Source organism: Veillonella parvula, assembly GCF_018366295.1.
Classification (GTDB): domain Bacteria; phylum Bacillota; class Negativicutes; order Veillonellales; family Veillonellaceae; genus Veillonella; species Veillonella parvula_P.
The window spans coordinates 287,178-312,033 of sequence record NZ_JAGZIJ010000001.1; the positions used below are offsets into that span (position 1 = coordinate 287,178).

The following is a 24,856-nucleotide window of genomic DNA, read 5'->3' on the forward strand; positions in this document are numbered from 1 at the left end:
CCTCTATCGTTTACGTTTACTTTTAGATTTTTTAGATTGACTACGTTTTGTAGCTTTATTTGACTTCTTGCGACTCGATTTACCTTTTTTAGATTTTTTACTGAAAGCATCATATCTAGAACGCCCAGCTTTTGAATCATCTCGTTTAGAAGTTTTTCTACCGTTTTTTCGGGATGACTTTCGCCCCTTTAGATTTCCAAAACCATCACGACTAGTAGCATAGTCAGAGCCACTACTCAATTGTTCTTGGATAGCCATCAGATTATCTACTTCACCAAGAACAAAATCGATTTGTTTCTTTTCTACATCGGCTTTTACAAGTGTAACAGTAACCTTTTCACCTAAGTGATAGGTTTTACCTGTCCGCTTACCAACAAGAACAAAATGTTCTTCGTCAAAGAAATAATAATCGTCGTTCATCATGCTAATATGCACGAGACCGTCGATACCATTCTCTAACTCTACGAACATGCCAAAGGAGGTTATGCTCGCAATAGTGCCTTCAAAAACTTCGCCTACAAATGGAACCATGTATTGAGTCTTCTTTAGATCAGTAGTTTCTCGTTCTGCCTCGGTTGCCACTTGTTCTTGTATGGAAGAATGTTCCACAGCACCAGCTAAGAAAGCTTCATCTACATCTCGTTTAGAGTATCCACCCTTCCAGTGCATATCCGCTTTTAAAAGTCGATGTACCATCAAATCCGGATAACGTCTAATGGGAGATGTAAAATGCGTATAGCAAGTGGATGCTAACCCAAAATGGCCGACGTTTTCAATGCTATATTTCGCTTGCTGCATAGAACGTAAGGTCATAATTTGAGCCACTTGCTCAATATCTTGTCCCTTCACTACATCAAGGATTTTTTGGAAATCTCGTGGTGTTACACCATCAGCACTAAGGACAAGAGTTTGACCTAAATAATGTAATACCTTTTGGAATAAATCCAATTTTTCTTCACTAGGATGTTCATGAATACGATATACCGATGTACGTTGAGTATCCTTTAAATGCGTAGCTACCGTCTCATTAGCAATGAGCATACATTCTTCGATAAGCCGCTCTGCCATAGTTCGATCGCGTTTTACGATACGCAACGGTGTACCATCGAGATCAAGTAATACCTTATATTCCGGAAAATCAAAGTCTAATGCCCCTCTACGACGACGCATACGATTTAAAATCTTAGAAATTTCTGCTAAGTCACGAAGCATAGGAATAAAATCTACTAAATCGTCAGGAACAATGTTTTCCTCTAACGCTTTATAAACTTCTTTATAGCTGCAACGACGTCCTACATGGATAATAGACGGACGAATACGATAATTAACAACTGTACCTGAATCATCAATTTCCATCATACACGTCATAGCATAGCGATCTTCGTGGGCATTTAAACTACAAATACCATTCGATAATACCTCTGGTAACATTGGTACTACGCGGTCCACTAAGTAAACTGAAGTCCCCCGCTTGTATGCTTCATTGTCAATAGGCTGGCCTGAAGTAACATAATGACTAACATCCGCAATGTGTACGCCTAGCTCATAATTACCATTTGGTAATTTACGACCACTTACAGCATCGTCAAGATCTTTTGCATCTTCTCCATCGATAGTTACCATTTGTAAGGCTCTAAGATCCCACCGCTTCGGATCTTCATGAACAATAGTATCTATCTTCTCACTTGCCTCAATTACCTCTTTAGGGAATGCAAAAGGAATCTTATGATTAGCCATAATACAGTTGATGTCTAGGCCTACATCCCCCTTATAACCTAAAATTTCTGTTATAATTCCTTCAGGTTTTTTATTGCCTTCAGGCCATTTTGTAATTTTTACTAGTACCTTAGCTCCACTCCGAGCATCTAAAGTATCTTTTAAATCTACAAAAATATCTGTTCCAATACGTTCATCATCTGGTACAACAAAGCCGAAGTGTTGTTGTCTGTCGTAAGTACCAACTATGGTTTCATTAGCACGCTCAATAACATCAACGATGATGCCTTCACGTTTATGTTTTGTATAATCTGATGGTACAATACGAACACGTACCTTATCATTATGCATAGCAGTTCCTTTATTTTGTTCTGCTACATAAATATCTTCATCATCCAGCATAATAACAAATCCATAAGATTTACGATATCCTTTGTAGATACCTTCATATTCTTCATGCTGTTGATCTTCATATCGGTATACATCTGGTCGAGATGAAGTTAATACGCCTTCACGGGCGAGCATTTTCGCAGATCGAATAAACATTTCAAGATCTTTGCCACCTCGAATACGATTATCCATTGCTGCATCCTCAATATGGTATGCATGTGGTTGTATAGATTTATAAAAGTCCAATACCTTCTTCTTCAAGTCTGCACCCCCTTATTAGGATGAAAAAAGAAAAAGCCTGCAAAGCAGGCTTTCATCATTAGAATTGATTAATCATTGCCCCTAACACTAAGCTCAACACAGCAAAGATAATCCCCAATATAATCGTACATTTAGATAAGAAAGCATCTAAACCGCGTTGCTTACCACCAAAAGAAGAGTCTGCCGCACCAGAAACAGCACCGCCCATGCCTGCATTTTTGCTATTTTGTGCAACAACTACTACAATTAATAAAATAGATACGATTACTTCTACAATCATTAAGAAATTTGTCACGACTGTCATCCTTCCTGTGATGCTCGATGCGAGCCCAATACACGATGTTCTAAATACTTCTCTAATTTACGTTTTACCCTTTGTAGCGCATTATCAATAGATTTAACACTACGATCTGTGACCTCAGCCATTTCTTGATAGGAACGTCCATCAAGGTATCCTTCCAAGACTTCCCATTCGAGATCACTTAAAATATGACCAATATTGTGCTCAATATCATCTAGTTCCTCTTGACTGATAATGAGGTCTTCAGGATTTGTAATCTTTGTTGAAGATAGCATTTCAATCAATGTACGCTCAGAGTCCTCTGTATACACCGGTTTATTTAAGGATATATAGGAGTTCAAAGGCGCATGTTTTTGTCTTGTAGCCGATTTAATAGCTGTAATAATTTGTCTAGTTATACAAAGTTCTGCAAAAGCTCTAAAAGACGCTAATTTATCATGTTTAAAATCTCGCGTCGCCTTATAGAGTCCAATCATCCCTTCTTGGATGATATCCTCTCGGTCGGCACCTACCAAAAAATAGGAGCGAGCCTTAGCTCTTACAAAGTTCTTATATTTATTAACAATATAATCGATTGCAAACTCATTTTGCTCTTCCTGAGCTATGACCACAACTTGCTCATCGGTCATTTCCTTGAAATTGTAATCGGACTTGCGTGTATGAATCATTTTCATAAGCTCCTCCTTACAATTGAGCGAGAAAAACCAATATATTTATTATACTGGAACGGTATATGATTTTCAACTATCAATGACCTCGACGCAATTTCTCAAGCTTTTCAGCAACTTCAGGAGATAATAAACCTCCCACTTCATTACGACGCACTGAAAATTGATCACGTCTATGTTCATGAGCATATTGAAGTCGTTCTTCTTCCTTAGCTATACGAATCATATTTTGCAACTCACGAGCAGGAATGCGCAACCCGCCAGAGCCTAGAATTTGATTCTGTTCTGCCCCATCGGAGGTTACAACATATACATTAGTATATTTGCCTTTACGTAAAAATACCTCTCGTTCAATAAAGGAATCCGCCGTTTCTCCATCCTCAGTATACACTTCGATAAATCCACTTGTAATAGATTCAATGGAACCTCCAGATTTTGTATACTTACCATCAAATACAAGGATTACTTCGTAACCCTTAAATTTACCATAGTTCAACAATCTATCTCGAAGCTCCATTCTCGCATGTTCTAAAGACTCATGAGCCAATTTTTTCAAATGAGTCCAAGCAAAAATAACATTATAGCCGTCTACAATTAAAATATCTTTTAGCATAGTTATTTCGCCTGGCGTTGACGTACCGCCTCATACATAAGAACTGCAGCTGCAACAGATGCATTCAATGAATTCAAATTTCCATACATAGGAATTGTTACAAGGAAATCACAAGCTTCTTTTACAACGCGACTAATCCCCTTACCTTCATTACCAATGACTATAACCGTAGGAATTGTCATATCTGCTTCATACAAGGTACGATCACCTTCCATATGAGCCCCCATTACCCAAAATCCTTGTTTTTGAAGTTGTTTAATGGTTTGCACTACATTGCCAATTTGTACAAGTGGAATTTGTTCAATAGCTCCAGCAGATGTCTTTGCAACAGTAGCATTAATAGGCGCATTATGTCGTTTAGGAATGAGTACAGTCGTAGCTCCCGCACATTCAGCAGTACGAATGATAGCTCCCATATTATGTGGGTCTTCAACCCCATCCGTTAAGATGAGTAAAGGAACCTCATGTGTCGTTTCTTGTAATACCTCGCCCAATTCTTTAAATTGAACGGCCGATACAAGAGCTATAACCCCTTGATGTGGTACCTCTAAATCGTACTTATTCATCTGTTTAACTGGTGTTGGTCTAACTTCAATACCTTGAGATTTAGCAAGATTTACAATATCAGCTAACCCTGTTTTTACCTTATCTTCACTGACCAGAATACGTTGAATAGAACGGCCACTTTTAAGGGCTTCTTTAACCGCATTGCGACCTACAATATAATTATCCATACTACATACCTCGTAGAGTTATAGAAAAGGCTTGCCCCAAGATATGCTGTAAGCGCTCATCTTGGCGCGTTTCATAAAGAAATCCTAGTACTGCTTCAAAGGCCGTACTACTGCGATATTCTTGAACAGTACTACTTTTAGGCACGTTTACATTACTATTTCTAGCACGGCGTGCAATAGCTTGTTCATCTTCTGTGAAAGTATTTTCTATTTCTAGCAATACTTTTGCCTGTGATTTAGCACAAATAAATTCAGTAACGATAGTATGTAAGATCTGTACTTTTGTAATATTCATTTGTACTACGCGTTCGCGCACATACATGGAGTATACTGCATCACCGATATAAGCTAGCATAACTGCATCGGCACTTAGGCACTCCTCTATTGTTCGTTTGCGCAAACGAAGCGGCTCTTCTTCAAGAGCCGTTAGTTTCTTTATCGCTTCATTCTTTAAGAATTGAAATTGTTTAAACTTCACGTTTTTTCCACCGTGCACCTTGAGGAGAGTCCTCAATGGTAATACCAATCTCAGCTAATCGATCGCGGATACAATCAGCTAATGCCCATTGTTTTTGCTCGCGACAAGCTTGACGTACAGAAAGAATAACTTGCATTAATTCTTCATATTCAGCAGCATTAGCACCCGTATTGCCTTCCCAAGCTTTTTCAAGAACACCAATAACATCTGTCATAAATTTGAAGATTCGTTTCACTTCAGCAATTGCCTCTTGGCAAACAACGCCTTCTCTACTTGTTACAGCTTGATAGTAGATATTAATTTCTTTTGCAAGACCGAACATACTAGAAGTTGCTAAAGCAGTGTTGAAATCATCACTCATAGCATCCTCAAATTCTTCTTCGTATGCTTTCGCTTTTTCTAATAAGCGTTGAGCTTCATCACATGAGCCTGGCTCACATTTTTCAAGGTAAAGAAGGTTTTCAATAGCTGTGCTTAACCGTTCCAAAGATTTATTAGCTTCTTCTAGACGCTCATCAGAGAAATCTAATGGGCTACGGTAATGCGTGCTCAATAAGAAGTAACGCAATGCATCAGGACTATATTGTTCTAAAATATCTTTTACCAAGAAGAAATTATTCAAGGACTTAGACATTTTTTCAGAATTAATAGTGATAAAACCATTGTGCAACCAGTAGCGCACTGCTGGATGTTGACCAGAGCAACCTTCTGATTGAGCAATTTCATTTTCATGATGAGGGAAAATCAAATCGCTACCACCACCGTGGAAGTCAAATTCTGTGCCTAAATATTTTTGGCTCATAGCAGAACATTCAATGTGCCACCCTGGACGACCATTCCCCCATGGGCTTTCCCAATAAGGTTCACCAGGTTTTGCTGCTTTCCACAAAGCAAAGTCCATAGGATTCTTCTTACGACCATCTACTTCAATACGTGCGCCTGCTTCCATATCGTCTAATGTACGACCAGATAACTCACCGTAATGTTCAAATTTCTCCACACTATAATATACATCGCCATCGAGTTCATAGGCGTAGCCCTTGTCAATCAATGTTTGAATCATAGCAATGATATCATCAATATGTGTAGATACACGTGGATAAATGTCTGCACGTTGTACACCTAACGCATCCATTACTTCAAAATAACTATCGATATAGCGGTTTGCAATGGTATCCCAAGAGACACCTTCACCATTAGAAGTGTTGATGATTTTATCATCCACATCAGTAAAGTTTTGTACATATGTTACTTTATAGCCTACATGTTTCATATAGCGACGAATTACGTCCCAAGTCACGAAAGGACGAGCATTGCCAATATGAGGATGATTGTATGGTGTGACACCACATACGTACATTTTTGCCTCACCTGGTGTTACAGGATTAAAAACCTCTTTTTGGCGCGTCATAGTATTATAAACAGTAATTTCTCTCATCGTTACCGATGCCTCCAATTTTGTAAAATAAAAAAGACCTCTCATCTCATACAGAGACGATGGTCCGCGGTTCCACTCTGTTAGGTACCAATAGCGATACCCACTCATCGCATAACGGTGCGTCGCCGGACAAACCTACCTATAATCGGAGTGTCAGCTCATGAATGCATTTCATCTACCTATCCATGAACCCTCCCACCATCGGTTCTCGCTAAAAAGTTAGTTGTAGAGTACTTCTTTCAGTCTCAGCTATTAAAATAATCTATATTCATATATAAAAATATTTTACCAATAAAGCTATAGAATGTCAATATTTACAAGAAAGATCCCCATCTTTCATAGGCAGCTATTCACATATCATAATAGGTATTTTAAATAGCTTAATTAGAAAGATGAGGATATATAATCAGAATATTAAATTACTATTATCATTCATAACAATAGCTTTTATAGTACACAAGTAATAATAATGTCATTACATCAAATCAATTAATATTAAGCATTTTCTAATTTATCTTGATCATCATGTTTACGGCAAATACCTGCAAAAATAGATCCTGTAAAGTTATGAATGATGGAGAATACTGCACCTGCTACCGCAGCTTGTGGTGTAAAGTGTTTTAGTGCTAAAGATACGGATAATGCAGAATTTTGCATAGCCACTTCAATTTGCATAGCACGACGAGAAGACACATCAATACTGAGAGCTTTACATATAAAGTATGTCACAACATAACCACTCAAATTTTGTACTAAACACGCTACAAAAATAATGAAACCAGTTTCGGCAATTTGCTTTTGGTTAACTGCAGTTACAGCTGCCAAGATAAGCAATACCGCGATAGCTGCAATGGTTGGACATACAGATTTTACAGGTTCAATTTTTGCGCCAATAAAGTAATTCAATACAATCCCCAAAATAATTGGTACTAACACGATTTTTACAATGGATATAAACATTGGCATAAATTGAATTTCAATAGAAGATGTTGCACCTGCATATAATACGACAAATAAAGGCGTTAAAATAGGTGCCAATAATGTGGATACAGTTGTTGCTGATACGGATAAGGGAACATTACCATTTGCAAGGAAGGTCATTACATTAGAAGCAGTACCACCAGGACATGCACCTAACAAGATAAAACCAATCCCAACTTCTGGAGGAAAATTAAATGCTAAGGCTACTAAGAAACCTGCCAATGGCATCCATAAGAATTGGATTACGGATACGAGAATAACCTTCATTGGTTGCTTAAATACATCAATAAAGACTTGAGCCGTTAATGTTAACCCCATCGCAAACATAACAAACTGTAGCATGTAAGCAATATATGGAGTCATCCAAGAAAATACTGCAGGTAGCATATATGCTAAAACAGCCATCAATAGTACTATCCAGGATAGATAACTATTGAATAAGTGATTAATAGAACGAATAACACTCATAAAAACACTCGCTTTCATAATAAATCAAAATTTAATACGCCGATTATTATAGCATTTCTATAGAATATTAACAACACATACAAAAGGAGTTCACATAACACTTGTTACGTGAACTCCTTTGATTAATTGATCAAATTTATTTTGTTAATGCACCTACATTATCTAAACGATGTAAGCACTTTTCTTTACCAAGTAATGTAACAATATTATTCAAATCCGGACCATGCATTTGACCTGTTAAAGCTACACGGATTGGCATAAATACGAATTTACCTTTTAAAGAGGTTTCTTTCATTACGGCCTTGATTGTTGCTTTTACAACTTCAGGTGTAATTTCATCAAGTTCAGCCAATGCATTCCGGAAAGCGCCGAGAACTGTTGGAGCTGTTTCTTCATTCAATACAGCACGCAACTCCTCTTCATGACCCTCTTCAAGGAATACTGTTTCGCCCATAAACAATCCTACATGATCTTTAATTTGAGCACCATAGCTAATATGATCACGGAATGTAGAGCATAATAATGTCAACCAATCAATATCAGCTTGATTCAAGCTATCTGGAGCTAAACCAACCTCTTTCAAATGCGGTAAACAAAGGTGGAATAACTCTTCATCACTCAAATTCTTCATGTAGTGGAAATTTATATGGTTCAATTTATCAATATCAAACACAGCAGGATTTTTCGCTACCCGATCCATAGAGAAAGCCTGAATTAATTCATCTTGTGTGAAGAATTCTTCTTCACCTTCAGGAGCCCAACCAAGAAGTGCCAAAAAGTTTACAAGTGCTTCTGGCAAGTACCCTAATTGTTTGTATTGTTCAACAGAAGTAGCACCATGACGTTTAGACATTTTCTTGTAGTCTTTACCAAGAATCAAGGAAATATGACCAAACTTAGGGACCTCCCAACCTAAAGCTTCATAAATAGCCATTTGACGAGGTGTATTAGATAAATGTTCCTCTGCACGAATAACGTGAGTGATCCCCATCATATGATCGTCCATTACTACAGCAAAGTTATATACAGGAATGCCATCAGATTTTACAATTACAAAATCACCAACGCCATTAGATTCAAAGGATACATGCCCACGTACCATATCATCAAAAGCGTATGTTTTATTCAACGGTACACGCAAACGAATTGTAGGTTTACGACCTTCAGCAATGTATTTAGCCTTTGTCTCTTCATCTAAGTGTTCACAATGACCGTTGTATTTTGGTGTTTCCCCACGATCCATTTGATCTTGACGCACCGCATCTAACTCTTCAGGTGTGCAATAACACTCATAAGCTTTACCTTCATCCAATAAGCGTTGTGTTACTTCTTTATATAAATCAAGACGTTCTGTTTGACGGTAAGGACCATTATTACCACCCACATCAATGCCTTCATCCCAGTTCATGCCAAGCCATTGTAAGGAAGCTTTAATATTCTCTTCACTTTCACGTGTAGAACGAGCTAAATCTGTATCTTCAATACGCAATACAAATGTGCCTTTTTCCTTACGTGCTAATAACCAGTTAAATAAAGCAGAACGAGCACCACCAATATGGAATGGACCCGTAGGGCTTGGAGCAAAACGAACTTTCATGGAACTCATGATTAAATCTCTCCTTCATATACAGAAACGACAGCTTGTGCAGCAATGCCTTCACGGCGCCCAATAGCCCCTAGCATTTCATTTGTTGTCGCTTTAATACTAATGCGATCTAATGGTATCTCTAATATAGACTGTAAATTAGCCTTCATCATATCGATGTGAGGTTTTAATTTAGGTGTCTCAGAAATAACCATAATATCAATATTATAGGCTTGTAACCCACGTTCTTTCAATAAGAAATTTACTTTTTCTAGTAAAAGCATGCTAGAAATCCCTTTATACTGGTCATCTTCAGGTGGAAAATAGTATCCAATATCCCGTAAACCAGCGGCGCCTAGCATGGCATCCATCAAGGCATGAATGAGAACATCCGCATCGGAGTGTCCATCAGGGCCAAGGCCAGATTCGATATGAACACCACCTAAGATACAAGGACGACCTGCTTTTAATTGATGAATATCATAACCAAATCCAACGCGCATACGCTTATCCTCAATTCCTAAATATCGTTTTGCTACTGCAATATCATTAGGAGTGGTCACCTTAATATTACAATAGTCTCCACTTACTATATGTACAGGCTGCCCTAAATGCTCAACGAGGGACACATCATCAGTGCCTAAATATTTTTCATCATAAGCCTTTTGATGGGCCTCTTTAAATAGATCTTTTTGAAAGCCTTGTGGCGTTTGAATTTGGTATAATTCACTGCGTTTTAATGTTTCTATTACAGTATGCTCTGTATCAACTCGTTTAATCGTATCCGTAGCAGGGACACCTACAGTAGCAGCTCCATATTCTATTGCGGCCCTAACAACAGAATCAAACAGTTTCGTTGATGCTAATGGACGCGCTCCATCATGAACTAGCACAATATTACTATCTTCTGATACAGCTTTGAGCCCATAAGCCACAGAATCTTGACGTTCTCTTCCACCAAGCACTATCTTTACAGGAATATGCAAATCCAACCCTTGAATATGGTTAGACATATATTCTTGTTCGCCTTCAGCTACAACAAGAATAATTTCTTTTAAACCTTCAATCTTTTCTACATTCTGTATGGTACGTTGAATAATAGAATATCCCCCTAAAGGAATAAATATCTTATTTTCTTTATATCCCATACGGCGACCAGCACCTGCAGCGAGAACGATACAACTAATTGCCTTGCCCATTTTGTCCTCCATCTACACGAGCAAAAATCATCCGTCCTGCACTCGTTTGTAATATGGATGTAACCATAACCTCTACATTTTGACCAACATAAGGCTTACCATCCTCTACGACAATCATCGTGCCATCGTCGAGATAAGCCACACCTTGGTGTACTTCCTTACCTTCTTTCATGATTTGAACGCGAATCCATTCTCCAGCGATTAGAGCAGGTTTTAATACATTTGCCAATTCATTGAGGTTAAGCACTTCAATCCCCTGTACACGAGCCACCTTATTCAAGTTAAAGTCATTAGTCATCAATTTCCATTGCTTATCTAAAGCAAGTCGCATAAGTTTTGAATCAACCTCTACAAGATCATCATAATCATCTTCAACAACTTCTATAGCTACCTTATTGGCATCTTGCATATCCTTCAAAATATCAAGGCCACGTCGGCCACGGTTGCGTTTCGTAGCATCCGCAGAGTCAGAAATTACCTGTAACTCATTTAATACAAATAGTGGCACCATAAGAGGGCCTTCAATGAAGCCCGTAGCACATAGTTCTTTGATACGACCGTCAATGATAACTGAAGTATCTAGTAATTTTGGCGTACTAGAGGATTTATCTAATTTATGAGTTGAAAACATTTTAAAACGACTTGTTTTTTTAGTGCTATCTCCTCCCCATTGTTGTACGTAATTATTGTACATTTCGGGGCCTTTACGAGCCATGATTTTAAGTCCACTATATCCAAAAATAGCACTCAAAATTATAGGAATATAAGGTCCTATAATAGGTACTTGATTGAATGCAACACCAATTAGATTTGCAATAATAAGGCCGAATAATAAACCGATGGTACCTGCAATCAATTCTTGATTTGGAATATGAGTAAGAATACGCTCTAATCTTTTAGCAATTACTAAACCTTGTTTCAGAATAAATGATGAAATCAGATAACCAATAACAAGGCCTAATAGAGTACCTACGATTAATACTGCAATACGTGCAATTGTTAATGACATGTCCCCAAAAGATTCAAATTGAGAAACCAAATATGGGTCAATAATAGGTGCTAAGCTATCCATTCCCACGTAGGCTGCTGTACCTACTAAAATGGCTATTACATAGCGTAAAATCCGATAAATCATGAAATCACCCCCTAATTATGAAAATACGAGCTGCATCGCCTCTTGTATAGATTTGACACCTCTAATTTTGATAGAACTATCATTATCCTTGATTTGTTTATAGTTGCCTTCAGGAATAATAAACTTTTTAAAACCTAATTTCTTGGCTTCATTTATACGCTGTTCAATGCGAGGAATACTGCGAACATTACCAGTTAAGCCTACTTCACCTAAAATTACCATATCTGTTGGAACGATTCGATTTTTCAGATTTGACACAATGGCAACCGCCATAGATAAATCACAAGCAGGTTCATTTACCTTGAGACCACCGATGACATTTACATACACGTCTTTATTACCTAATGTAAAGCCACAGCGTTTTTCTAAGACTGCTAATAATACAATTAATCGGTTAAGATCATAACCAATCGCCGTACGTCTAGGCATACCAAAGGCCGTAGTAACGACCAAGCTTTGTACCTCTACTAAGATGGGCCGAACCCCTTCGAGGTAAATCATAACAGCACTGCCACTTTCTTCATCGGAACGCTCTGCCAAGAGAGAAGCAGATGGATTGGACAATTCCTGTAACCCTTCCTCTACCATGGCAAAAATGCCTGTTTCTGATGTAGAACCAAAACGGTTTTTAATGGACCGTAATATACGGAATTGATAAGAACGCTCCCCTTCAAAGTAAAGCACTACATCTACCATATGCTCTAACATACGAGGCCCTGCAATATTGCCTTCCTTTGTTACATGACCAATGATTACAGTAGGTATATTTCGTTCTTTACAGAAGCGAAGTAGACGAGATGTGCATTCACGAACTTGACTAACACTGCCTGGCGCAGCATCTATATCTCCAGTATACATAGTTTGTATAGAGTCAATGACTAGTAAGGAAGGAGTCATTGCTTCAGCTTGCTCCAATATATGATCTAGATCAGTATCTGCAATAACTTGTAACCGTTCACTATTAATATGCAGTCGTTCTGCTCGAAGTTTAAGTTGTAACTGAGACTCTTCACCAGATGCATAAAGAACTGCTCCTACTGTATCGGCTACCTTCTGGGATACTTGTAGTAACAGAGTAGATTTACCAATACCAGGATCACCACCTAAAAGCATTAGAGCACCAGGCACTATGCCACCACCTAATACACGGTCAATTTCACCAAAGGTTGTAGATACGCGTGCAATAGAAGAAATTTCGATATCTGGCAAGGCGGTAGGTTTCGCCGTTTGATTTCCAACACCTCGAGAAGGTGTTCGACTATGTTTAGTTTCTTTAATGATTTCTTCAACTAATGTATTCCATTCTCCACATTGTGGACAACGGCCCATCCACTTAGAGGATTCAGCCCCACAATTTTGACAAAAGAATACAGATTTTGCTTTTGCCATAACACCTCAATACATTTAAAAAGAAAGGTCATGAATGATAACCATTCATGACCTTTTATGCATAATTTTACTACATGGTTAACTATCATCATTTTATAGTATACCATTTAACTTATATTTTTTATATGAAAGGTAGTCATTAACTGTATAATTTGTATTTTTATCATATTGATACAACAAGATCGTTATCCTTTGCATCTGCTTTAATAATTTTACCTTCTTTTGCATCTCCTTTCAAAATAAGATCGGACACTGGGTCCTCAATTAAACGTTGAATAGCACGTTTTAATGGTCGAGCCCCCATTGTGAAATCAGAGCCCTCCTTAACGAGTAATTTCATAGCCTCAGGAGTTATTTCTAATTGTAAATCACGTTCTCCAAGGCGTTTTGTGACATCACTCATTAAAATGGTTACAATTTCTTTTAAGTCCTCTCCTGTTAATGGATGGAATACAATCATTTCATCAATACGGTTTAAAAACTCAGGTCTAAAATGACGTTTCACCGCATCCATTACTGACTTCTTAGCCTCTTTGAACTCAATTTCTTTATTTTCATCTACATTGAAATCAGATTTTTTAGCCGCTAAAAAACCAAGTTCTGGAGAGTTTTTATGTAAAGCTTTAGCACCTAAGTTACTTGTCATAATAATAACTGTATTTCTGAAATCTACAGTTCTTCCTTGACTATCAGTAAGACGACCATCATCAAGAACTTGTAACAAAATATTAAAGAAATCTACATGTGCCTTTTCCACTTCATCGAGGAGGATAACGCTATATGGTTTACGACGTACCGCATCTGTTAATTGGCCACCTTCTTCATAGCCTACATAACCTGGAGGAGCACCGACTAAGCGAGACACAGTATGTTTTTCCATATATTCAGACATATCAAGTCGAATCATAGCAGATTCATCGCCGAACAAGGAGGATGCAAGCGCTCTTGCTAGCTCAGTTTTCCCTACACCAGTTGGCCCAAGGAACAAGAATGAACCAATAGGCCGTTTTGGGTCTTTTAATCCAGCCCTTGCACGGCGTACAGCTTTAGCTACAGCAGTAACAGCCTCATCTTGACCTACTACGCGTTTATGAAGTTCTTCTTCCAAATGTAGTAAGGTTGCAGACTCTTCTTCTGCAATTTTAGCCACTGGAATGCCTGTCCATTGCGCTACTACAGCAGCTATGTCTTCTTCTGTTACTATTAACTTTTGATCGCTTTTTTCTTTAGCAATAGATTTTTTATCACCAATTTCTTTTAATAGTGATTGTTCTTCATCGCGAAGCTTTGCAGCCTTTTCGAAATCTTGAGACGTAACAGCCGCTTCTTTTTCTTTCTTAACTGTATTGAGACGATCCTCTAATGCTTTAACATCAGGTGCTGCAGAAAATACTTTCATACGAACCTTAGATGCAGCTTCATCGACTACATCGATAGCCTTATCAGGCAAGAATCGATCTGTAATATATCGGCTAGATAAAGACACAGCTGCTGTTAATGCCTCATCTGTAATCTTAGCCTTATGGAAAGCTTCATACCGATCTCTTAAGCCCTTTAAAATTTCAAGAGCATCCTCTTCGTTAGGCTCTCCTACTTGAACGGGTTGAAAACGACGCTCTAAAGCAGCATCTTTTTCTATATGTTTCTTATATTCATCAAGTGTTGTGGCACCGATAACTTGGAATTCACCTCGTGCCAAAGCTGGCTTTAAGATATTAGCTGCATCCATAGCACCTTCAGTAGCACCTGCCCCAACCAATGTATGAATTTCATCTATAAAGATAATCATATCATCATGTTGTTGTACTTCATCGATAGCTTTTTTTAACCGTTCTTCAAATTCACCACGGTACTTAGCACCCGCTAACATAGAGCCAATACTAAGAGATATAATGCGTTTATTACGCAAAATCTCCGGTACATTACCAGTCACAATGCGCTGTGCCAAGCCTTCGGCAATAGCTGTTTTACCTACACCTGGTTCACCGATAAGAACAGGATTATTTTTAGTTCTACGACTGAGAATTTGAATGACTCGTTGAATCTCCGTATCGCGACCAATAACGGGATCAATCTTACCTTGTTTAGCAGACTCATTAAGGTCAGTTGCAAAATCTGACAGCTCACCTAAATCATTATTGCTATTTATTCCCTCTTGACCACCATTATTGCTACCTTTATTCGAGCCAAGAATACTACGAATTGCTTCTACTACGTCATTACTACGTATATTCATAGCTCGTAAAATAGCAACTGCAACACCGCTACCATCGCTAAGTAGGCCCAATAGAATATGCTCAGTACCAACGTAGTTGTGATTCATGTGATTTGCTACTTGAATGGCAAGCTCAAGCACATGCTTAACGCGAGGTGTCATATATATTGACGTTGCCTTTTTATTACCACGTCCTACATGTTCTTCTACAGCTTCAAAAATATCTTCTGTAACAAGGCCAAGCTCTTCTAAAGCTTTAGCTGCTACACCATTTTTAACCTTTGTAAGGCCGATGAGTACGTGTTCAGTACCGACATAGTCATGTCCTAACTCCAAAGCAGCCTCTTGAGCTAACGAAAGAACACGCTGTGCATCGTCTGTAAACCGTTGCATCATAATATCACCTCATCTATCTATGTAAATTGTAATTATTTCTTTTCAAATATATGTAAACAATGGTGAAATAACCATTGGAATATCAAAAATATTATTAAACTCTATTAATCTATTATGCTATCTAGTATTAATATTTACTATTTTTTACAAATCTCTTAACAGTAAACTAAGAAAATTATATAAATCAATCTATACAAAATAAATAATCATGCATTAATTATTTATGTACTTATATTAATTTGAAATTTTTTGACGTATCACCTTTGCACGATAACTGTCGCGATCGGTATCTGTCAAATTTTCACTACCTAAGTATTTAGAGAGGAAGTTTGGTCTAGTTATAGCAACAAGCTCATTAAAAGTATCTTTACCCCAGAATGGTAAAATTTCTAAATCTACACCTAATTGAATGTCACTAAGCTTACTAAGTGCCTCTTTACCGCTTACACGTCGTGCATATTGTAAAATTCCATAGGATCGCCAAAGTATATCTTCCAAACCTTCTTTATCGTTGTGTAATAAAGATTGCCGAGACTTTCGTTCTTCTGCAATAATTCCTTCTACAATTTTAATCAATTGCTCAATAGTTGCTTCTTCACTAATACCCATCGTTCGTTGATTAGAAATCTGGTAAATACAACCTAAAGCTTCGGAACCTTCCCCATACAACCCTCGTACAGAGTAACCTAATTGTATTATGTTACGAATGAGTCTCGTAATACGACCAGATAACGTCAATGCGGGTAAATGTAACATAACAGAGGCTCGTAAACCTGTACCCACATTAGTGGGGCAAGCAGTTAAATAACCAAATCGCTCATCAAAGGCATAAGGGGATTTTGCTTCAATAGCTTTATCAATTTGAACCGCATGATTATAAGCTTGTTGCAATTTAAGTCCTGGAGCCATAGATTGAATACGTAAATGATCTTCTTCATTTACCATAATTGCGATAGAAGCATCATCAGATACGATCAAATTACGATACGGTAATTGTTCCTCTAAAGCAGGACTCATTAAATGCTTTTCAACTAAGACAGCACGTTCACGTTGACTTAATTGCTCAAGGCTAATATTTGTATATTGGTGCTCATCAGCCTTTTTTAATATTGGCAATAGGCCTCGAGAGATTTTATTCACTTTTTCTAAGGAAACTGTATCTTCACGATTCGTAAACAATATATCATCAAAATTTCTCGCCAATCGTATACGGCTTGAAATTACAATGTGGTCTGTCGCCTCTGTATCCTGACACAGCCACTGACTTAGCGGAGAGTCCAATATAGTATCTAACATAAGAACCTCCTATTCGTTATCACCATCAATGATAACTTCTAGATTTTTAATTTTATCTCTCAAAATTGCAGCTTCTTCAAAGTTTTCAGCTTGAATAGCTGTATCTAATTGACGGCGCAATTGCTTTACTTCATACTTTGCTTTAAAAACATTAGTACCACGACTAGGTATAGTCCCTTCATACTCAGAACTACCTTGTATTCGTTCTAATAATGGATTTATTTCACTATTAAAAGTCTCATAACATTGACCACAGCCAAACTTACCTACCCGATTGAATTCATCATAAGTAATACCACACTGAGGGCATCTCTTAGATTGATGAGCTTTTAATAAGTTATCTGGATACACCATATTCTTAAAAAAATCATTAGTAAAAAAGTTATTATCCCACATATCATTCATAAAAGAACTATAAGGAGATAATTTCCCAGCTTGTTGTAACTCGGTGGCACAACTACTGCAAAGATGTTGCTCAGTCTTTTGATTATTTATGATATTAGTCATATGGATAGTAGCTTCATTTTTATGGCAATGATCACATAACACAAATCATCACTCCTTCCGCAAAGTGTCCACCATTGATGCATATAATTGACGAACAGCATCATTACGTTCTTCTACGTCTACATTTTCAATTAATGTAGCAAAAGAATTATGCATCAATTGAGCTTCACGACGGGTAATCTTTTCAGATTGTAATAATTGAAATAATGATTGATCTACATCTCGCATATCAATTAATCGTTCTACCGTATTTGGACCTTCATAAATCCGATAAGTTGTAACAGCAGGTAAAGAATCTGAACTTTCTGGGTTAATTTTTTTGATTCGAATATATCCACCCAAGCCACGTCTTGACTCAACATCGAAACCGCGCTCATTAGAAAAACGCGTACTTAATACGTAACTAATTTGGGATGGCGCACAATCTAATTCATCAGCCAATTCATTACGCTTTAAAATTAGCTTTTCTTGTTCTTCACGCATACGGTCTAATATAAATTTTTCTATTTTATCAGCTATCATACTCATAAAAAACACCCCTTTAAAGTTTATTTACTATAGTTTTGACTATTTGTTCTTTAGCATAACTCTATTATATTTGACTTTTTGACCTTAGTCAATATAAAAGTCAAATTTTATAAAAATAACGTTTGACTTTTAATGTATTCTCATATAATTGGACTTAATCCTTAAATCTATGTATAATAAATGAGATATTATTTTCTGAAGGAAGGTGTTGTTATGGCAGAAGCATTAGGACAAGAACTGTTAATTGATTTATATTCCTGCGATGAAGACGCAATTTCATCCGCTACAGCTGTACAGGAAAGTGTAGCAACCGCATTTGACTTAGCTGAACTTGATGTAGATGAAATCAGTTGTCAAGTTATGGACGAGGAAATCGCCCTCCTTTCTGTCGCACCAGGTTTTCACTTTACATTGCACACATATCCTGCACTTGGTTATGTAGCAGTTGATTTATATTCCTTCGAGCAAACATTACCGCTTACATTAATTATGAAAGCCTTACGTAAATCTTTTAGAGCTGAAAAAGTAAAGGCAACAAGTGTGCAACGTGGCGACTTTGGTAACGAACGAGATATGAAGCCACGTCGCAAAACTAAGATTACTACACTTGGTCGTGTTTCTCGTACACGTATCCAACTCAAACAAACAGGGGGCAAGTTGAAAAAACAAAGTGCTAAGGTTATCAAAACATTAGCTAAAAAGAGTGGCCTAAAAAAATAACATAAAATGAAGATGCAAAAAAGCTAGAGGATTTCCTCTAGCTTTTTATTTGGGTTGATATGTAATTCTATTTATATAGCTTATCTACGAACCATCATTTCTTCAAGATTGAGAACATCAGCAATTTCATCAACATCATCACAAATATATTCGGCATCCGCTTCTTTTAACTCAGATTCCGTACCGTAACCATAGGTAACACCGATGGAGATACAGCCAAGTTCATTAGCTGCTTCTACATCGTACTTACGATCTCCAACCATGAATGTCAATCGACGACCATTTTCATCAGTTAATGGGTTACCACATAGCGTGAGAGCTTTTTCAAGAATTTCTTTTTTGTGTAACAATCCCGCTTCGTAATTAGCGCCAACAATAACATCAAAGTATGGTGTCAATTCAAAGTGATCAAGAATATCTTTAGCATAATGTTCTGGTTTTGCAGTAGCTACAGCTATAGTATATTGTTCAGTTTTGCATTTAGCTAATAAGTCTACAATATTCGGATATACTTTATTTTCAAATTTACCGATGGTACCATAACGTTCACGGAATTTAAAGTATGTTTCTTCCGCTTGCTCAAAGGTCAAACCACAATGTTCTTGGAAAGCATCTACCAATGGTGGTCCTAAGAACAATTGTAATGTTTCTTCATCAGGTACAGTATAACCGAAATGTTCCAATGCAAATTTAATGCTTTTAAGAATACCTTCTTGAGAGTCAGTTAAGGTTCCATCTAAATCAAATAATATCGTTTTCTTCATATTATTTCTTTAAAGCCTCTTTCAATGTATGCCATGCAAGAACTGCACATTTTACACGTGCTGGCATATTAGAAATATTTTGTAGAGCCATAGCATCTTCTAATTCTTCTAACTCATTTTCATCGGTAATCTCTTTTTTAATCATACCCAAGAAAATTTCTACTAAACGAAGCGCTTCCTCAACAGATTTGCCCTTAATGATATCAATCATCATAGATGCAGATGCTTGGCTAATAGCACAGCCAGAACCTGTATATGCAGCATCTTTAATGATACCATCTACTACATTGATTTGTAATGTTAGATCATCACCACAACTAGGGTTATGTCCATGTTCAGAATTTGTAAATTCAGATAATTCATGCTTATTACGTTTATCTTGGTTATGTTCCAAAATAAGTTCCGTATATAATTGATCCATTTCCATTAGTGGTAATTCTCCTAATCTTTAAAACCCATTACTGAACGAACAGTCTTTAATACTTCAAGGAATGCGTCTAAATCTTCCTTGCGAGTGTATAAGTACATACTTAAACGAGTAGATGCAGATACATTGTAGAACGCACCTAATGGTTGTGCACAATGGTGACCGGAACGAACGCAGATCCCCTTAGAATCCAAAATTGTAGCTACGTCATGAGGATGTACATCATCTACAGTGAACGCAATAACGCCATGTTTTTCCTTAGGATTTTGAGAACCAATAACATGGACATGTGGCAATTCAACAATCTTAGGAAGAATATAAGCTACTAACTCCTCTTCATAGGCTTCTATAGCATCCATTCCAAAGGATTCCAAATAATCAATAGCTGCATGCAAGGAAACGGCACCATCAGCATTTGGAGTACCTGCCTCAAACTTATATGGAAGCTCATTGAATGTAGCAGTTTGTTCTTTTACATACTCAATCATATCGCCACCCAATAGGAATGGAGGCATAGTTTCTAATAAATCACGTTTACCGTATAGTACACCAATCCCTTGAGATGCACACATTTTATGGCCAGAGAATACGAAGAAATCGCAATCCAATGCTTGTACGTCAATTTTTTTATGAGGTGTAGATTGAGCACCGTCTAGAACAACAATAGCACCTACAGAGCGAGCCTTCTCAGTTAATTCTTTTACTGGGAATTCCATACCAAGCACGTTACTAACATGAGCGAAAGCAACAATTTTAGTCTTTTCATCAATTTTATTGATTTCACCATCTTTTAAGTGCCCATGTTCATCAAGATACATGTATTCTAAGGTTGCCCCCGTCTGTTCTGCCACATATTGCCATGTTACAAGATTCGCATGATGTTCAGCAACAGTAATGACAATCTTGTCACCTTTTTTCACATTATGAAGGCCATAGCTGTGGGCAATCAAGTTCATTGACTCCGTACTATTACGTGTAAATATAACCTCTTCTCGTTCGCGAGCATTGATAAATTCAACTACGCGATCCCGTGCATTTTCATAGTCTTCAGATGCTTCAATGGCTAAAATATGAGAACCACGATGTGGGTTACCATTACGTTGTGTCATATGTTCCACAACACGGTCAATTACGGACTGTGGAATTTGAGCAGTAGCACCGCTATCTAAATAGATAACACGATGCCCATTATGCTCTTTATGTAATATAGGAAAGTCTTTGTATGCTTCTGCAATTGGTCTCATAAAAACGCCTCTTTAAATTTTATTACGTACAGCTGCTAACGCTGCTTCTTCAATCGTTTCATCACCAATGCGATCAATAATAGGTCGAATCATAGATTCAACAATGATATGTTTTGCCTCTACCTCACTAAAGCCACGGCTCATGATATAGAACAATTTATTATGATCAATTTGGCCTGCACTTGCTGCATGATTACCAACTACATTATCTTCTTTACACAATAAAAGTGGTAACGAAACAGATTTTACAGTTGGATCTAACAATAAGCAAGTATCCTCTTCCGCACCTTCAGAAGCTGTTGCTCCATTAAGGAAATCAAGGGTCCCTCTGAAGGATTTTTTAGAATTGCCACTAAGAGCACCTAAGGTATGAATATCACTAAATGATTTTTTACCACCATGACTCATAACCATAGAAATATCAAATTTTTGCTCTTTATTACCAAGATAAGCAATGTCATGAACCATACGGGATTCTTGACCTACTAAATCATGATAGTAATTCAAGATGTTTTCACTGCCACCAATTTCAATATTGATGTATTCTACATCTGCTTTTTCTTCTAATTTAGTGTATCGATGCTCGATATGTTGTACATGTTCAGGCAAAAGATTTACCTTTTTTACTACAACCTTACCAGCTTCTTTCACATCGTATTCGTTTAAATAGCTAACATTTGTCAATGCATCGCCAGAACCAGTTACATAGAATTGTACTTCTAGTTCAGCACCTTCACCAACGATAAATTGGAAACGGTTTGCCACACGAGCATTAGCATCAATGCGGATGCCTACAACTTCTTTCGCCTTAGGAGGCACATTGATAGCATAGCCTTCCGCTTTTTCAACTAATACATGAACAGCTTCTTTATTAGCACCTTCATAATTACCATCTAGTAATGCTGTACCAACAGGTAATGGTGAAAGTATATCTTTATTAGCTTCCACAGCGATGGATTGTACCGCTGTATCTTCTCCAGCTAGAGAGCTTACAGTATGATTAACGCGCAACCATCTGAATGTCGGTCTAGGGAGTTCATTAAATAGTAATTCGCTCATAATTCCTCCTTAACCGATAGAACCTTCTAATTCAAGATTGATTAGATTGTTCATTTCTACTGCATATTCAAGTGGCAATTCTTTAGAGATTGGCTCTACGAAGCCACGAACGAGCATCGCACGAGCTTCTTCTTCACTAATACCACGAGTCATAAGATAGAAAATTGCTTCGTCGGAAATACGACCGATTTTAGCTTCATGACCTAAATCCACATTGTCATTTTCTACGATAATAGCCGGAATTGTATCAGATTGAGACTCAGCATCAAGCATCAAGGATTCACAAGAAACTGTTGCTTTGGAATGTTCAGCTTTAGGGCCAATCTTCAAAAGGCCACGATAAATTGCAGCGCCACCGGATTTAGAAATGGATTTAGAGTTTACATTACTTGTTGTATATGGTGCATTATGTACCACTTTACAACCTGTATCGAGGAATTGTCCTTCACCTGCGAATGTTACACCTGTAAATTCAGCATGTGCACCTTCACCATTGAGAATACTCATTGGGTACAAACAAGAAACTTTGGAGCCAAAGGAACCAGATACCCACTCAATTGTACCATTTTTACCTACTACACAACGTTTTGTGTTAAGGTTGTACATGTTTTTAGACCAGTTTTCAATTGTAGAATAACGCAATGTAGCATTATCTTTAACGAACAGTTCAACAGCGCCTGCATGAAGGTTAGACACATCATACTTAGGAGCAGAACAACCTTCGATAAAGTGCAATTTAGCCCCTTCTTCTACGATAATCATCGTATGTTCGAACTGACCAGCACCTGGTGCATTCAAACGGAAGTAAGATTGCAATGGAATCTCTACTTGTACACCTGCAGGAACGTATACGAAGGAACCACCAGACCAAACGGCACCGTGAAGAGCAGCCCATTTATGGTCTGTAGGTGGAATTAATGTCATCCAGTATTTTTTTACGATTTCTTCATGTTCATGTAATGCTGTTTCGATATCAGTATAGATAACACCTTGCTTAACAAGATCTTCTTGAATACTGTGGTAAACAACTTCAGAATCATATTGAGCACCAACACCAGCTAGAGATGTTTTTTCCGCTTCTGGAATACCTAAGCGGTCAAAAGTACTTTTAATTTCTTCTGGAACTTCATCCCAGTTTTCTTTCATATCTACTTTAGGCTTAACATATGTATGAATATTTGCCATATCTAAGCCCGAGATATCAGGAATCCAATTCGGAATGCCCATGCGATTATAGATTTCCAAAGACTTTAAGCGGAAATCGAGCATCCATTCTGGTTCATTTTTATTAGACCAAATCTCACGGATAATATCTTCTGTTAAACCGGCATCAGAGATATAAGAATATTCAAATTCGTTCTTTATATCATAGACGCCACGGTCCATATCCGCGACTTGGGTTTTCTTTCTTTCTTCCATTATGCCTCCTATGCTAATGCTTTGTATGCGTCATAACCTTTTTCTTCGATTTCACGTACAAGAGAAGCATCACCAGTTTTAACAATCTTGCCATTGATCAACACATGAACATAGTCTGGTTTTAGTTTTTGTAAAATTTGGTTATGATGAGTAATGATTAATACAGCATTTTCTTCGTTATGGAAACGTTGTACACCTTCAGATACGATACGAACCGCATCTACGTCAAGGCCAGAATCAGTTTCATCAAGAATAGCCAATTTAGGATTCAAAATGGACATTTGAAGAATTTCATTCTTCTTGCGTTCACCACCAGAGAAGCCTTCATTTACATAACGTTGCGCATAAGATAAATCAAAGGATAATTCATCCATTTTTTCTTTCAATTCTTTTTTGAAAGATAATGCACGTACATTTTCACCAGTAATTGTGGATTTAGCTGTACGAATGAAGTTTTCTACAGTAATACCAGGAATAGAAATTGGATTTTGGAAGGACATAAAAATACCCGCTTTTGCACGATCGTTTACTGCATCTTCCGTAATATCCTTACCATCAAAAATGATAGAACCACTATCTACTGTATATGTAGAATTACCCATGATTGCATTAGCAAGTGTAGATTTACCAGCACCATTTGTCCCCATCACAACATGAATTTCACCTTTATTAATTGTTAAATCAATACCTTTCAAGATTTGTTTCTCTTCAACAGATACCTTTAAATCTTTTATCTGAAGTAATTCAGCCAAAATGTTCACTCCTTTTATTTGTATGTAACCATAAGAAACATACACTCATTATATATAAAACGTATATACTGACACATATAAAAAGGCGGTACGCACTAACGTGAATACCGCCGTAATTCTCGCCAACTTAGCAAGTATGTGCATAACAATCTACACTCATTATACATTCTTAT

23 protein-coding genes and 1 other annotated feature are annotated in these 24,856 nt (G+C 37.3%); of the genes, 1 reads left to right on the plus strand and 22 read right to left on the minus strand.

All coding sequences use genetic code 11. From position 1 onward, the window contains the following. Positions 1–3 precede the first annotated feature (3 nt). The 16 genes from rnr to KHY58_RS01475 form a co-directional block, all read right to left on the minus strand. Positions 4–2,367: a ribonuclease R gene (gene rnr, locus KHY58_RS01400; protein WP_008714023.1), complete on the minus strand. Its 2,364-nt coding sequence runs from the start codon at positions 2,365–2,367 to the stop codon at positions 4–6. Between the two features lie 58 nt (positions 2,368–2,425). Next, on the minus strand, positions 2,426–2,662 hold the full coding sequence (gene secG, locus KHY58_RS01405) for a preprotein translocase subunit SecG (protein ID WP_004695991.1): 237 nt from the start codon (positions 2,660–2,662) through the stop codon (positions 2,426–2,428). A gap of 5 nt (positions 2,663–2,667) precedes the next feature. Next, entirely contained in the window at positions 2,668–3,342 is a 675-nt protein-coding gene (gene sigH, locus KHY58_RS01410; protein ID WP_004695993.1) for an RNA polymerase sporulation sigma factor SigH, read from the minus strand. Positions 3,343–3,415: 73 nt separating this feature from the next. Continuing rightward, positions 3,416–3,949 carry an NYN domain-containing protein gene (locus KHY58_RS01415; RefSeq protein ID WP_004695995.1) on the minus strand — a complete coding sequence of 178 codons (534 nt, stop codon included), beginning with the start codon at positions 3,947–3,949 and terminating at the stop codon, positions 3,416–3,418. Between the two features lie 2 nt (positions 3,950–3,951). Then, the gene (gene rlmB / locus KHY58_RS01420; RefSeq protein ID WP_278471620.1) at positions 3,952–4,683 is read right to left on the minus strand and encodes a 23S rRNA (guanosine(2251)-2'-O)-methyltransferase RlmB; all 732 of its coding nucleotides are present in this window, start codon (positions 4,681–4,683) and stop codon (positions 3,952–3,954) included. Position 4,684: 1 nt separating this feature from the next. Next, positions 4,685–5,161, minus strand: a complete 477-nt coding sequence (locus KHY58_RS01425) for a Mini-ribonuclease 3 (RefSeq protein WP_101928324.1) — start codon at positions 5,159–5,161, stop codon at positions 4,685–4,687. Beyond that, positions 5,151–6,599: a cysteine--tRNA ligase gene (gene cysS, locus KHY58_RS01430; RefSeq protein WP_004696001.1), complete on the minus strand. Its 1,449-nt coding sequence runs from the start codon at positions 6,597–6,599 to the stop codon at positions 5,151–5,153. Before cysS ends, KHY58_RS01425 begins: the two co-directional genes overlap by 11 nt. A 49-nt stretch (positions 6,600–6,648) precedes the next feature. After that, positions 6,649–6,855, minus strand: a binding site (T-box leader). Positions 6,856–7,094: 239 nt separating this feature from the next. Then, positions 7,095–8,048, minus strand: a complete 954-nt coding sequence (locus tag KHY58_RS01435) for a bile acid:sodium symporter family protein (RefSeq protein ID WP_230949586.1) — start codon at positions 8,046–8,048, stop codon at positions 7,095–7,097. Between the two features lie 136 nt (positions 8,049–8,184). Continuing rightward, positions 8,185–9,654 (minus strand): glutamate--tRNA ligase, encoded by a 1,470-nt coding sequence (gene gltX, locus KHY58_RS01440; protein WP_008714033.1) that lies wholly within the window; start codon positions 9,652–9,654, stop codon positions 8,185–8,187. A gap of 2 nt (positions 9,655–9,656) precedes the next feature. Further along, entirely contained in the window at positions 9,657–10,832 is a 1,176-nt protein-coding gene (gene ispD / locus KHY58_RS01445; protein ID WP_008714035.1) for a 2-C-methyl-D-erythritol 4-phosphate cytidylyltransferase, read from the minus strand. Beyond that, positions 10,816–11,967 carry a PIN/TRAM domain-containing protein gene (locus tag KHY58_RS01450; protein WP_004696009.1) on the minus strand — a complete coding sequence of 384 codons (1,152 nt, stop codon included), beginning with the start codon at positions 11,965–11,967 and terminating at the stop codon, positions 10,816–10,818. The genes ispD and KHY58_RS01450 overlap by 17 nt, the downstream gene beginning before the upstream one ends. A 15-nt stretch (positions 11,968–11,982) precedes the next feature. Continuing rightward, positions 11,983–13,356: a DNA repair protein RadA gene (gene radA, locus KHY58_RS01455; protein ID WP_278471622.1), complete on the minus strand. Its 1,374-nt coding sequence runs from the start codon at positions 13,354–13,356 to the stop codon at positions 11,983–11,985. Between the two features lie 163 nt (positions 13,357–13,519). Beyond that, positions 13,520–15,967 (minus strand): ATP-dependent Clp protease ATP-binding subunit, encoded by a 2,448-nt coding sequence (locus tag KHY58_RS01460; RefSeq protein ID WP_278471624.1) that lies wholly within the window; start codon positions 15,965–15,967, stop codon positions 13,520–13,522. Between the two features lie 234 nt (positions 15,968–16,201). Further along, entirely contained in the window at positions 16,202–17,263 is a 1,062-nt protein-coding gene (locus KHY58_RS01465; protein WP_205112456.1) for a protein arginine kinase, read from the minus strand. A 9-nt stretch (positions 17,264–17,272) separates the two neighbouring features. Then, positions 17,273–17,812 (minus strand): UvrB/UvrC motif-containing protein, encoded by a 540-nt coding sequence (locus tag KHY58_RS01470; RefSeq protein WP_038125381.1) that lies wholly within the window; start codon positions 17,810–17,812, stop codon positions 17,273–17,275. A 6-nt stretch (positions 17,813–17,818) separates the two neighbouring features. Further along, positions 17,819–18,298, minus strand: a complete 480-nt coding sequence (locus KHY58_RS01475; RefSeq protein WP_004696020.1) for a CtsR family transcriptional regulator — start codon at positions 18,296–18,298, stop codon at positions 17,819–17,821. A gap of 213 nt (positions 18,299–18,511) precedes the next feature. On the opposite strand from KHY58_RS01475, the gene KHY58_RS01480 reads away from it, so the two are divergent. After that, complete coding sequence (locus tag KHY58_RS01480; RefSeq protein WP_004696023.1) at positions 18,512–19,018, plus strand: S-adenosylmethionine decarboxylase family protein; 507 nt, start codon at positions 18,512–18,514, stop codon at positions 19,016–19,018. Positions 19,019–19,098: 80 nt separating this feature from the next. Here KHY58_RS01480 and KHY58_RS01485 read toward each other — a convergent pair whose 3' ends face one another. The 6 genes from KHY58_RS01485 to sufC are packed head-to-tail and all read right to left on the minus strand — an operon-like array spanning position 19,099 to position 24,683. Continuing rightward, complete coding sequence (locus KHY58_RS01485; RefSeq protein ID WP_004696982.1) at positions 19,099–19,782, minus strand: HAD hydrolase-like protein; 684 nt, start codon at positions 19,780–19,782, stop codon at positions 19,099–19,101. A gap of 1 nt (position 19,783) precedes the next feature. After that, positions 19,784–20,209 carry a Fe-S cluster assembly sulfur transfer protein SufU gene (gene sufU, locus KHY58_RS01490; protein ID WP_278471628.1) on the minus strand — a complete coding sequence of 142 codons (426 nt, stop codon included), beginning with the start codon at positions 20,207–20,209 and terminating at the stop codon, positions 19,784–19,786. A gap of 14 nt (positions 20,210–20,223) precedes the next feature. Further along, positions 20,224–21,453, minus strand: coding sequence for a SufS family cysteine desulfurase (locus KHY58_RS01495; protein ID WP_118091277.1), 1,230 nt, complete (start codon positions 21,451–21,453; stop codon positions 20,224–20,226). 12 nt (positions 21,454–21,465) lie between these two features. Beyond that, positions 21,466–22,512 carry a SufB/SufD family protein gene (locus KHY58_RS01500; RefSeq protein WP_004696032.1) on the minus strand — a complete coding sequence of 349 codons (1,047 nt, stop codon included), beginning with the start codon at positions 22,510–22,512 and terminating at the stop codon, positions 21,466–21,468. Positions 22,513–22,521: 9 nt separating this feature from the next. After that, entirely contained in the window at positions 22,522–23,931 is a 1,410-nt protein-coding gene (gene sufB / locus KHY58_RS01505) for a Fe-S cluster assembly protein SufB (RefSeq protein WP_004696034.1), read from the minus strand. A gap of 8 nt (positions 23,932–23,939) precedes the next feature. After that, a complete protein-coding gene (sufC, locus tag KHY58_RS01510) occupies positions 23,940–24,683 on the minus strand; it encodes a Fe-S cluster assembly ATPase SufC (protein ID WP_004696035.1) in 744 nt (247 codons plus the stop codon). Between the last annotated feature and the right edge of the window lie 173 nt (positions 24,684–24,856).